At 63.9% G+C, this 11,598-nt stretch carries 9 protein-coding genes and 1 pseudogene; 1 reads left to right on the top strand and 9 read right to left on the bottom strand.

The annotated features are described in order from the left end of the window. Window positions 1–9 precede the first annotated feature (9 nt). A complete protein-coding gene (locus ACVWYI_RS20725) occupies window positions 10–1,659 on the top strand; it encodes an acyl-CoA synthetase (RefSeq protein WP_456663044.1) in 1,650 nt (549 codons plus the stop codon). 59 nt (window positions 1,660–1,718) lie between these two features. Here ACVWYI_RS20725 and ACVWYI_RS20730 read toward each other — a convergent pair whose 3' ends face one another. From ACVWYI_RS20730 to ACVWYI_RS20770, 9 genes and pseudogenes are all read right to left on the bottom strand, one after another. Next, the gene (locus ACVWYI_RS20730; RefSeq protein WP_247353354.1) at window positions 1,719–2,696 is read right to left on the bottom strand and encodes a TRAP transporter substrate-binding protein; all 978 of its coding nucleotides are present in this window, start codon (window positions 2,694–2,696) and stop codon (window positions 1,719–1,721) included. A gap of 37 nt (window positions 2,697–2,733) precedes the next feature. Continuing rightward, window positions 2,734–4,047 carry a TRAP transporter large permease gene (locus ACVWYI_RS20735; protein WP_456650033.1) on the bottom strand — a complete coding sequence of 438 codons (1,314 nt, stop codon included), beginning with the start codon at window positions 4,045–4,047 and terminating at the stop codon, window positions 2,734–2,736. A 2-nt stretch (window positions 4,048–4,049) separates the two neighbouring features. After that, window positions 4,050–4,643 carry a TRAP transporter small permease gene (locus tag ACVWYI_RS20740; protein ID WP_247353350.1) on the bottom strand — a complete coding sequence of 198 codons (594 nt, stop codon included), beginning with the start codon at window positions 4,641–4,643 and terminating at the stop codon, window positions 4,050–4,052. A 165-nt stretch (window positions 4,644–4,808) separates the two neighbouring features. Next, complete coding sequence (locus ACVWYI_RS20745) at window positions 4,809–5,606, bottom strand: MBL fold metallo-hydrolase (RefSeq protein ID WP_456663045.1); 798 nt, start codon at window positions 5,604–5,606, stop codon at window positions 4,809–4,811. 13 nt (window positions 5,607–5,619) lie between these two features. Continuing rightward, complete coding sequence (locus tag ACVWYI_RS20750; RefSeq protein ID WP_354106182.1) at window positions 5,620–6,396, bottom strand: TatD family hydrolase; 777 nt, start codon at window positions 6,394–6,396, stop codon at window positions 5,620–5,622. A gap of 13 nt (window positions 6,397–6,409) precedes the next feature. After that, a pseudogene (gene metG, locus ACVWYI_RS20755) lies at window positions 6,410–8,441 on the bottom strand (methionine--tRNA ligase). A 47-nt stretch (window positions 8,442–8,488) separates the two neighbouring features. Beyond that, window positions 8,489–9,535: a DNA polymerase III subunit delta' gene (locus ACVWYI_RS20760; protein WP_456663046.1), complete on the bottom strand. Its 1,047-nt coding sequence runs from the start codon at window positions 9,533–9,535 to the stop codon at window positions 8,489–8,491. Next, a complete protein-coding gene (gene tmk, locus ACVWYI_RS20765; protein ID WP_247445720.1) occupies window positions 9,532–10,218 on the bottom strand; it encodes a dTMP kinase in 687 nt (228 codons plus the stop codon). The genes ACVWYI_RS20760 and tmk overlap by 4 nt, the downstream gene beginning before the upstream one ends. A 2-nt stretch (window positions 10,219–10,220) precedes the next feature. Next, entirely contained in the window at window positions 10,221–11,483 is a 1,263-nt protein-coding gene (locus ACVWYI_RS20770) for a D-alanyl-D-alanine carboxypeptidase family protein (protein ID WP_456663047.1), read from the bottom strand. Between the last annotated feature and the right edge of the window lie 115 nt (window positions 11,484–11,598).

Genomic DNA, 11,598 nt, shown 5'->3' on the forward strand with positions numbered 1-11,598 from the left:
GAGGTGTCGATGAGCGAGCGGCAGAACCAGTACAATATCGGCCTCGACAAGACGCCCGCCAACTACGTGCCGCTGAGCCCGTTGAGCTTCCTCGCACGCAGCGCCGCGGTCTATCCCGATCACGTCAGCACGGTCTACGAGGGGCGCAGCTTCACCTGGCGCGAGACGCATGAGCGCTGCAAGCGTTTTGCGTCCTGGCTCGCGAACAAGGGCATCGGCGCCGGCGACACCGTGGCGGCAATGCTGCCGAACATTCCGGCGATGAATGAGGCGCATTTCGCGGTGCCCATGACGGGTGCCGTGCTCAACGCGCTGAACATCCGCCTCGATGCGCCCTCGATCGCGTTTCAGCTCGACCATGGCGGCGCCAGGATCATCCTGGTCGATCCGGAGTTTTCGGGCGTGATCACCGATGCGCTCGCGCAAATGACCGGACCGAAGCCGTTCGTGATCGACGTCGACGACGCTGCGCTCACGGGCAGCAGGCGCATCGGCGAGATCGAGTATGAGTCCGCCGTCGCGCAAGGCGATCCTGACTTCGCGGCGATCCCGCCGGGCGACGAATGGGACGCCATCGCGCTAAGCTACACGTCGGGCACCACGGGCAATCCCAAGGGCGTCGTGACCCATCATCGCGGCGCATATCTGAATGCCGTCAGCAATATCCTCGCGGGCAATCTCGGCCAGCATCCGGTCTATCTCTGGACGCTGCCGATGTTCCACTGCAACGGGTGGTGTTTCCCCTGGACTATTGCTGCCGCCGCCGGCGTCAATGTCTGCTTGCGCAAGGTCGAGCCGACCAAAATCTTCGAGCTGATCAAGCAGCACGGCGTCACCCACATGTGCGGCGCGCCGATCGTCTATAACACGCTGATCAACGCGCCGGATGCACCGAAGGGAATTGCCGCGCGCCATGTCGTCGGTCTGATCGCCGGCGCCGCGCCGCCCGTCGCGGTACTCGAAGGCGCGGAAAACATCGGCATCAAGCTGACGCATGTCTACGGCCTGACAGAGGTCTACGGCCCCGCCTCCGTCTGCGCCGAGCAGCCCGGCTGGGACGAACTCCCCGCCTCCGAGCGCGCCAGCCTGAAACGGCGGCAGGGCGTGCCCTACCCGCTCGAGGAAGCCGTCACCGTCATCGACCCGCAGACCATGAGGCAAGTGCCGCGCGATGGCGAGACCATCGGCGAGGTCATGTTCCGCGGCAACATCGTGATGAAGGGCTACCTCAAGAACGAGAAGGCGACCAAGGACGCCTTCGAAGGCGGCTGGTTTCACACCGGCGACCTCGGCGTGCTCGACGCGCATGGGTATGTCATCATCAAGGATCGCTCGAAGGACATCATCATTTCCGGCGGCGAGAACATTTCCTCCGTCGAGGTCGAGGACATCCTCTACAAGCACCCCGCCGTGCTGTTCGCCGCCGTGGTCGCAAAGCCCGATCCGAAATGGGGCGAAGTGCCCTGCGCCTTCGTCGAACTGAAGGACGGCGCGAGCGCAAGCGAAGCCGATATCATCGCCTTCTGCCGCTCGCATATGAGCGGCTTCAAGACACCGAAGGCCGTGATGTTCGGGCCGATCCCGAAAACGTCGACGGGAAAGATCCAGAAATTCCTGCTGCGCAACGAAGCCGGATCGGCGAAGGCGATCTCGACCTGAGTCTGTTCGGGCTCAGACGCCCGCCGCCGGATGGCGACGGGCGAAAGGCCTCTCCGTCGCTACATCTTCTTGTAGGCGTCAATCAGCGCCTGGCCGTCGGGCCCTGCTTTCTTGAGCCAGTCGGCGGTGAGCTGCTCGCCGATCTTCTGGAAGCCGGCCTTGAGGGCCGGGCTCGGCGGCTCGACCGTCATGCCCTTCGCCTTGAGCTGGTCGATGTACCAGGTGCTCTTGTCCTCCCAGGCCTTCCAGCCGCGCGTTTCCGCGGTCGCGGCGGCCTTGAGAATGGCCTCCTGGGTCGGCTTGTCGAGCGCCTCGAACGCAGCCTTGTTGACGAAGGTGTAGTCCTTCGGGATCCAGGCCTGCACGTCATAGAAGTACTTCAGCGACTCCCATGCCTTCGCATCGTAGCCCGTGCCGCCGGACGACATGAAGGAGTTCACGACGCCGGTCGCAAGTGCCTGCGGCAGCTCGGCGGCCTGGATGGTGACGGACTGCGCGCCGACCAGCTCGCCAATGCGCGCGGTTCCAACGTTATAGGCCCGCCATTTCAGGCCCTTCATGTCTTCGATCGTCGCAAGCGGCTTGCTGACATAGACGCCCTGCGGCGCCCACGGCACGACGAACAGCAGCTTGAGACCCTGCGCATCGAGCTTCTTCGCAATCAGCGGCTTCGACGCTTGATACAGTTTCATCGCAGCCGGGAAGCTGGTCGCCAGAAACGGCACCACGTCGATCCCGAATACCGGATCCTCGTTCTCGTGGATCGACAGCAATACTTCACCCATCTGCGCCTGCCCGGTCATCACCGCGCGCTTGATATCGGGTGCCTTGAACAGCGAGGCGCCGGGATGAACCGTGATCTGGAGCTTGCCGGATGTCGCGGCATCGACGTCCTTGGCGAACGCGACCAGATTCTCCGAGTGTGGATTGTCGGCGGGATACGCTGCCGGCAGATTCCATTTGGTCTGAGCCAAAGCGGGTGTCGCAGCCAGCACGGCGCCGGCGATCAGGGACGCGCGGAATAAACGAGAGATCATCGGGCTTCTCCTCACAGTCAATTTGAAAGCGGTACGCTCAGTCTGGGAAGGCGAGCTTGGGCAAAAACATCACGATCTGCGGATATTCCGTGATGATGAACACGGCGGCGAGCAGCAGGACAAAGAAAGGGAATGCCGCCCGGGCGACGGTCAAGGTATCGCGCCCGCTCATGTTCTGGAGCACGAACAAGTTAAAACCGACCGGCGGCGTGATCTGAGCCATCTCGACGTGAATGATGAGGTAAACGCCGAACCAGACCAGGTCGAGGCCGGCCTGCTTGACCATCGGCAGCACGATCACGGCGGTCAGAACGATCATCGAGATGCCATCGATCAGGCATCCCAGGATGATGTACATGATGCTCAGATACAGCGCGAGCATGCCCGGCGTGAGCTGTTGGCCCTGGACCCAGGTGGCGAGTGCCGCCGGAATGCCCGTATAGGCCATCGCTGCGGTCGTGTAGGCAGCGCCTGCCAGGATCAGCATGATCATGCAGGTCAGGCGCGTCGCGCTCATGATGCTCTCGAGGAAGTTCTTGCGTGTGAGCGTGCGGCTCCACCAAGCCAACAGCAGCGCGCCGGAAACGCCCCAGGCGGCACATTCGGTTGCGGTCGCAAAGCCGAGTACGAGCGAGAGAAAGACCGCCAGGATCAGCAATAGGCAGGGTGCAAGCCTGGCCGACTCGCGCAGCTTCTGGCGAAACGACATCGGCGGGTCGCGCGGCGGAATCTTCTTCGGATTGAGCAGCGACCAGATGATGATGTAGCCGGAATAGAGCACCATCACGAGCACCCCCGGCAGAAAACCGCCCAGGAAGACCTGAAGCACGGAGACATTCGCCGTGACCGCATAGACCACCATCGGGATCGACGGCGGGATCAGCAGGCCCAGCGTGCCGGAGCCCGCCAGCGAGCCGAGACTGAGGCCCTTGTCGTAGCCACGCTTGTCGAGCTCGGGCAGCGCGATCTTGCCGATGGTCGCACAGGTCGCCGCCGACGAGCCCGACACCGCCGCGAAGATGCCGCAGCCGATCACGTTGACATGAGTCAGGCGCCCGGGCAGCCACTGAACCCAGGGCGACAGGCCCCGGAACATTTCTTCCGACAATTTGGTGCGGAAGAGGATCTCGCCCATCCAGATGAACAGCGGCAGCGCGGCCAGTGTCCACGACGAGCTGGCGCTCCAGGTCGTGGTGGCGAGCACCGCGCCGAGCGGCAAACTCGTCGTCAGCGCCATCGCCACGAAGCCGACGAGGCCGAGCGAGACCGCGATCCAGACGCCGCTTCCCAGCAGCAGGATCATGACGCCGAGCAGGACGAACGACAGCTCGATCATGCCGAGATTGGCCATCGTCAACCTCCGCCGCCCTGCGAGATGCGCTCGATGAATTCGTCCGGGGTCTCGTCCGGCGAGCCCTTCTCGTAGCTCGGCCGGTTGCCGCCGGCGACACCGACCATTTCATCAATGAGCGCGATCGACAGGATCACAAGACCGCCGGCAAATCCGAGCTGCGGAATCCAGAGCGGAAGCGCGACGACGCCCTGCGCCACGTCGTTGAAGCGCCAGGAATCGTAGGTCATCTGCACGGCATGCCAGGTGAAATAGAGAACGAAGGCGGTGGCAATGCCGAGCGCCACCACCTCCGCAACCTGCTTGGTGCGCCCGTGCAGACGCTCGAGCAGCAGGCCGACGCGGATCATCTCTCCGCGCTTGAAGGTGTGTGCGAGGCCGAGGAATGCCATCGCGGCCATGCACCAGGAGGCGAAATCATCGCCGGCGGGAATGTTGACCGCAAACTGGCGCCCGACCGACATGATCATCATGATTGCAAAGATCGCAACCATGAAGGTGCCGGCGGCGTAGCCCGCACCGAGATAAAGGAGATCCAGCGCGCGTCGCACCGGTCCCCGGCTCGTTACATCGTTGCCTGCCAACGCGATCCTCATCCTCACACGAGGCGATTCAAACGGTCCCGGCGATCGCACGTCCTGTGCCGGTCCTGCATGAATATCGCCCCTGCCCAGCGCCTGTCTTTCAGACGTTAGATCAACATGATGGCGTCCACGTAAGCAAGGAGTATGCCGGCCTGTGCCCGAATTTCCACCGCAGGTTCAGAGAGTCTCCAGCCGCAGCCCGTCATAGGCCGGCACCACACCCGCGGGCAGCGACTGCCGGATCACTTCGTAGTCGACGTCGGCGGTCATGTTGGTAATGACGGCGCGCTTCGGCTTGAAGCGGTCGATCCAGGACAACGCGTCGTTGATGCTGAAATGGCTGACATGGCTGGTGTAGCGCAGGCCATCGACGATCCAGAGGTCCAGATTTTCCAGTGCGCCCCAGCTCTCGGGCGGGATGTCGTTGAGGTCCGGCGTGTAGGCGGCATCGCCGATGCGGTAGCCGAGCGCGGGAATGTGGCCGTGCTGCACCAGGAAGGCGGTCATCGTCACCGCGCCGCCCTTCCCAAGGATGATCTGGCTTTCACCGGCCTCGATCGAATGCGCCGTCAGGATCGGCGGATAGTCGCTGCCCGCCGGCGAGACGAAGCAATAGGAGAACCGCGACATGATGTCGTTCGCAGTCGTCTGATTGAGATAGGTCGGAATCCGCCGGCGCATATGCATCACGACCGAACGCAGATCGTCCATGCCGTGGGTCTGGTCGGCGTGCTCGTGAGTCAGGAACACCGCGTCGATGTGGTCGACATCGGTCGAGAGTAATTGCTCGCGCAGGTCCGGCGAGGTGTCGATCACGATGCGCGTCGTGCCGTCGCCCGATGTCTGCTCGACCAGCAGCGAGCAGCGGCGACGGCGATTCTTGGGATTGTTGGGATCGCAGGCGCCCCAGCCGAGCGCCGGGCGCGGCACGCCGGCGGAGGAGCCGCAGCCCAGAATCGTCAGCGTCAGCGTCATGCGACTCCCAGTCCTAAGCTTTCACCTTTGAAAACAGGCGAAAGAAGTTTTCGCTTGTCTGGCGCGAGATCTCGTCAAACGACACGCCGCGGGTTTCGGCGAGCACTTTTGCGACCTCGACCACATAGGCCGGTTCGTTGCGCTTGCCCCGGAACTTGCCGGGCGCAAGGTAGGGCGAGTCTGTTTCAACCAGAATCCGGTCGGACGGCAGTTCGGCTGCGAGCGCGCGCAACGCCTCCGACTTCTTGAAGGTCAGGATGCCCGTGAAACCGACATAGAACCCGAGCGACACCGCCTTCAATGCCAGCTCGCGCCCGCCAGTGTAACAATGCAACACGGCGCGAAACGATCCCTTGGCGGCTTCCTCTTCCAGGATGCGGCCGCAATCCTCGTCCGCCTCGCGGGTGTGGATCACCAGCGGCAAGCCGGTGGCGCGGGCGGCGGCGATGTGGGCACGAAATCCCCTCGCCTGCGCCTCCGGCGAACCGTCGTCGTAGAAATAGTCGAGCCCGGCTTCGCCGAGTGCAACGACCTTCGGATGCTGCGTCAGTGCGATGAGCTCGTCCGGCGCGATGCCGTCTTCCTCATCCGTGTTGTGCGGATGGGTGCCGACCGAGCAATAGACGTCGTCATAGCGCTCGGCGATGGCGAGAAGCTGGTTCAGCTTTCGCACCCGCGTCGAGATCGTGACCATGCGGCCGATGCCGGCCGCTCGCGCGCGCGACACGATCCCGTCGAGATCTTCGGCAAAGTCCGGAAAATCCAGATGGCAGTGACTGTCGACCAGCATGGTGCGAACGCCTTCAGGCTGCCGGCTCGATGTAGCGTGGGAAGGCAGGCGTCGGCGCGGGCAGCGTCGAGCCTGGCGCGATGCGGCTGGCGCCGCCGAGCGCGGCAAAGCTGCGCTCTCCTTCGGGAATACCGAGGCTGTCGAGCAGCAATCCCGAGGCAGTCGGCATCACCGGCTGGGCCAGGATCGCGATCTGGCGCACGACTTCGGCGGTGACGTAGAGTACCGTCCTTTGCCTGACGGGATCGGTCTTGGCCAGCGCCCACGGCGCTTCGCCCGCGAAATAGCGGTTGGCTTCCGCCACCACGGCCCACACGGTGTTGAGCCAGTGATGGATCTGCTGACCCGCCATCGCTTCGCGCGACGCAGCGAGCATGCCGTCGGCTTGTGACAGAATCGCCTTGTCGTTGTCGCTGAACTCGCCGGGTTCCGGCAGCACCCCGCCGAGTTGCTTGGCAATCATCGACAGCGAGCGCTGCGCGAGGTTGCCGAGATCGTTGGCGAGATCGGCATTGATGCGCGCGACGATGGCCTCGTGATTGTAATTGCCGTCCTGTCCGAACGGCACCTCGCGCAGGAAGAAATAGCGCATCTGGTCGACGCCGTACTGGTCGGCGAGGTTGAAGGGGTCGACCACGTTGCCGATCGACTTCGACATCTTCTCACCCCTGTTGAACAGGAAGCCATGCGCATAGATCCGCTTCTGCACGGGAATGCCGGCCGACATCAGGAACGCGGGCCAGTACACCGCGTGGAAGCGGATGATGTCCTTGCCGATGATGTGCACGTCGGCCGGCCAGTAGCGCCAGTTCTTGTCGCTTTCGTCGGGGAAACCGACACCGGTGATGTAGTTGGTGAGCGCGTCGACCCAGACATACATCACGTGCTCTTCATCACCGGGCACCTTGACGCCCCAGTCGAACGTGGTGCGCGAGATCGAGAGATCGCGCAGGCCGCCTTTGACGAAGCTCACCACCTCGTTCTTGCGGGAGTCAGGCCCGATGAAATCGGGACGATCCGCGTAGAGTTTGAGCAGCTTGTCCTGATAGGACGACAGGCGGAAGAAGTAGCTCTTCTCCTCGACCCATTCGACCGGCGTGCCCTGCGGTCCGAGCCGCACGCCGTCATCGTTCAGGCGCGTCTCGTCCTCGGCGTAAATAGGCTTCGTCGCGCACGGAGTACCAGCCGGCATAGGTGTCGGCATAGATGTCGCCGTTCGCTTCCATGCGCCGCCAGATCTCCTGGCTGGAGCGATGATGCTGCGCCTCGGTGGTGCGGATGAAGCGGTCGAACGACACGTTCAGGCGTTCGTCCATCTCCTTGAAACGGGCGGCATTGCGGGTGGCGAGCTCCGAGGCGGACATTTTTTCACTGGCCGCTGTCTGAACCATCTTCTGGCCGTGCTCGTCGGTGCCGGTCAGGAAAAACACATCCTTGCCGTCGAGCCGGGCGAAGCGCGCCAGCGTGTCGGTGGCGATCGCCTCATAGGCGTGCCCGATATGCGGATGGCCGTTGGGATAGGCGATCGCGGTCGTGATGTAGAAGACGTTGTCGCGCGCGGGGGCGGCCACGGGCGTGGTGGCCTGCGGCGCTGCGATGGGCTTCGGTGCGCGCGCCGCCTTGGGTTTGGCAACTTTCGGCGGCGTGGCGATGGGAGCCAGTGCTGCGATCGCGGGAGAAGCAGTCACCCTCGCGCTCTTCATCACCTGCTTCGCTGAAGCCTTGTTTTTCGAAGGAGCCTTGTTTTTTGAAGGAATCTTGTTTTTCGAACTAGCCTTGGTTCTTGAAGGAGTCTTGGCTGGCTTTTGGGCTGCTTTCTTCACCGCCTTCTTGGCAACGGCCTGCTTCTTCGCAACCCTCTTGCCGGCTTTCTTTGCCGTCTTCGCAGCGCTCTTCTTCATGCCCTTCTTGGCGACCGTCTTTTTGGTCTTAGCGGCTTTCTTGACCTTCTTGGCAGCTTTGCGCGCGAGCGCCTTTACAACCTTCTTCGCGGCTTTCTTCTTACTGCTCTTGCCTTTAGCGGTTTTCTTAGCTCGCGCTGCCACGACGAATTCCTTTACCGGCTTCTCGAAATTTGGAAACGAACCTGCGCCTAGCGCGTTGCGTCCGCCAGCCAGCCGAACACCGAGAAAACCAAGGGCTTTCGCTCCAGATTGTAGGTTTCGGTGTCACGCGCGGCGCGGACGATCTTTTCCCATACCTCAGCTAGGCGCGCAAGGCGCGGCAGGTTCTGGTTGGCCTTGGCTTCGTCGGCGTGCAGGCGTTCCGCGATCCAGCGATCGATGCCGTCGATGAAGGCGGCAAGCGCAACCCGGTCGCTGGTGCCAAGCGAATCGCCGAGCGTGTGCAATTCGCGCGGATCGACCTGCGGCAGTCGTGCAAGCAGCGCGGCCGTTCGTTGCTGGAGCTTCAGGGCATCACCGCCGAGCAGCGTCAGCGCCCGCGCGACGCTGCCCTCGGAGGCCTCCGCCGCCTCGCGCAACGCCGGATCGTTCGGGTCGAGATCGGCGGTGGCGGCGGCTGCACCGATCACATCGTCCGTTGCGAGCGGGCGCAGGCGCAGCTTGCGGCAGCGCGACTGGATCGTTGCGAGGACGCGGGCCGGCGCGTGGCTCACCAGGAGGAACAGCGATTGCTGCGGCGGTTCCTCGAGAATTTTCAGCAGCGCGTTGGCGGCATTCGGATTGAGCTCGTCGACGGTGTCGACGATGCAGACGCGCCAGCCTTCGGCCGCCGCGGTCGAGCCGAAGAAGCCGATCGTCTCGCGAGTCTCGTCCACGGTGATCACGGTGCGCATCACGCCGCGGTCGTTGGCGGTGCGCTCCAATGTCAGCAAGCCACCATGCGAGCTCGCCGCAACCTGCCGCGCCACGGCGTTATCAGGATTGATGGCGAGATCTTCGGCGCGTTGCACGGAAGGCGCCAACGGCTGGCCGTGAGCGAGCACGAAGCGCGCCATCCGATACGCCAGCGTCGCCTTGCCGATGCCTTGTGGCCCGCCGATCAGCCAGGCATGCGGGATGCGCCCGCTGCGATAGGCGGCAAGCAGCGCGGTCTCAGCCTCGCGATGGCCGAACAGAAGACTCGTCTCGCGCGGATGAGGAATGGCGGATTCGCGCTCGGTCTGACGCGGGCTCATAGGGACACCACTGATGCCGGCGTCGGAAGCAGACGATCCCGCAGCGCGGTCCAGACGCGTCCGGCAACCGTATCGGGATCGGAATTGGCGTCGATCAGCACGCAGCGCGCGGGATCGTCCGCCGCGATCTTGCGATAGGCCTCGCGCAGCCCTTGATGGAAACCGAGTTTCTCGGCCTCGAACCTGTCGGGCGTGCCGCTGCCGCGGCGTGCGGCCGCGCGCTGCAAGCCGATCTCGACCGGCAGGTCGAGGATGATGGTGAGGTCCGGCTTGAGGTCGCCGATCGTGACCCGCTGCATCGCGTTGATCAGCGCCGTCGGCACGCGGCCGAGGCTGCCTTGATAGGCCCGCGTCGAGTCGGCGAAGCGGTCGCACAGCACCCAGGTGCCCTGGTTGAGCGCGGGCTGGATCACGGTGCGGACATGGTCGTCGCGGGCGGCCGCGAACAGCAGCGTCTCGGCCTCGGGTCCCAGCAGCTTGCCCATGCCGGACAGCACCAGATGGCGCATGATCTCGGCGCCCGGCGAGCCGCCCGGCTCGCGCGTGACGAGGATGCGCATCCTTGCCGCCTTGAGACGATCGGCGAGCTTCTTGATCTGGGTCGACTTGCCCGTCCCCTCGCCGCCTTCAAAGGTGACGAAGCGTCCGCGTCCGGACGGCCACTTTACCGCGCTTTCACTCATGATCAGAGCTTCTCGGCGCCCGCGCGGAACATGCCGATCACGAGCTCGCTGGCGCCGTCGATTGCACGCCGCATGGTCGAGCCGGTGCCGATCGCCTCAGCGGCATAGACCGGCGTCTCCACCGCGATATTGCCGCTGCGCCAGACCCTGATCACGCCGACCTTCTGGCCGGCCTCGATCGGCGCGCGCACCGGACCGCTATAGACGACACGCGCGATCAGCTTGTCGCCGCCGTTCTTGTGCACCATCACTTGCACGGGCGACTTGGCGACCAGTTTCACCGAGCGGCTCTCGCCGCCGAATACCTTGGCGTAGCCGACCGGCTGATCGGCCGCCATCAGTGTGCGGGTCTCGAAATTGCGGAAACCCCATTCCAGCATCTTCTTGGCCTCCGTGGCGCGATCTTCAGCGTCTTCCAGCCCGTTGATGACAACGATCAGCCGCGTGCCGTTCTGCACCGCCGAGCCGACCATGCCGTAGCCGCCTTCCTTGGTGTAGCCGGTCTTCAGACCGTCAGCGCCTTCCATGGAATTGAGCAGCGGATTGCGGTTGGGCTGGCGGATCTTGTTCCAAGTGTACTCCTTCTCGCCGAACAGTTGGTAGAATTCGGGGAAGTCGAGAATGATGTGCCGGGCGAGGATGCCGAGCTCGCGCACCGTCATCTTGTTGCCGGGGTCGGGCAAGCCGTTGGAATTGCCGAAGGTCGACTTCGTCAGGCCAAGCTCGCGGGCGCGCTTGGTCATGAAGTCGGCGGCAAAGATCCGCTCATTGCCGGCGATGCCTTCGGCCAGCGCGATGCAGGCGTCGTTGCCGCTCTGGATGATCGCGCCGTGCAGGAGGTCGTCGACGGAGACCTTGCTGTTGATGGCGGCGAACATGGTCGAGCCGCCGGAGGGCGCTCCACCCTTGCGCCAGGCGTTCTCGCTGATCCGGTACTCGTCGGTCAGCTTGACGTCGCCCTTCTTGATGGCGTTGAAGACGACTTCCGCCGTCATCAGCTTCATCATGCTGGAGGGCGCGCGCAGTTCGTCGGCGTTCTTCTCGAACAGCACACTGCCGCTGGAGGCTTCGATCAGGATCGCGGTCGGGGCGTCGCCGTCGAAGCCGGAATCTTCCGTCTTCTTGGCGCCCTGGACGCTCTGGTTGGCGGCGTAAAGCGCCCCGCCCCAGCCAATGGCCGCCACCACTGCCGCAGCGATCAGACCGCGCGCCAGCGCTCCGGCGCTGAACCGGGTGCGACCAAACGAAAAAAGACGAAATGCCATGGCCAAGCCCTGAGAGCGGCGTTTTTAACAGCTGGAATCGGTGCGAACAACACGAGGCCGGGCGCGTGTCCCGAGATTGCACGATTCTTGTCGCGCCCCTATCGTGGCACCTCAG

Source organism: Bradyrhizobium sp. LB13.1 (genome assembly GCF_054056815.1).

Coding starts and splice junctions, on each gene's coding strand:
- ACVWYI_RS20770 (WP_456663047.1), bottom strand. CDS start 11,483: ATGGCATTTCGTCTTTTTTCGTTTGGTCGCACCCGGTTCAGCGCCGGA.
- ACVWYI_RS20745 (WP_456663045.1), bottom strand. CDS start 5,606: ATGACGCTGACGCTGACGATTCTGGGCTGCGGCTCCTCCGCCGGCGTG.
- ACVWYI_RS20750 (WP_354106182.1), bottom strand. CDS start 6,396: ATGCTGGTCGACAGTCACTGCCATCTGGATTTTCCGGACTTTGCCGAA.
- ACVWYI_RS20735 (WP_456650033.1), bottom strand. CDS start 4,047: ATGGCCAATCTCGGCATGATCGAGCTGTCGTTCGTCCTGCTCGGCGTC.
- ACVWYI_RS20760 (WP_456663046.1), bottom strand. CDS start 9,535: ATGAGCCCGCGTCAGACCGAGCGCGAATCCGCCATTCCTCATCCGCGC.
- ACVWYI_RS20730 (WP_247353354.1), bottom strand. CDS start 2,696: ATGATCTCTCGTTTATTCCGCGCGTCCCTGATCGCCGGCGCCGTGCTG.
- tmk (WP_247445720.1), bottom strand. CDS start 10,218: ATGAGTGAAAGCGCGGTAAAGTGGCCGTCCGGACGCGGACGCTTCGTC.
- ACVWYI_RS20740 (WP_247353350.1), bottom strand. CDS start 4,643: ATGAGGATCGCGTTGGCAGGCAACGATGTAACGAGCCGGGGACCGGTG.
- ACVWYI_RS20725 (WP_456663044.1), top strand. CDS start 10: ATGAGCGAGCGGCAGAACCAGTACAATATCGGCCTCGACAAGACGCCC.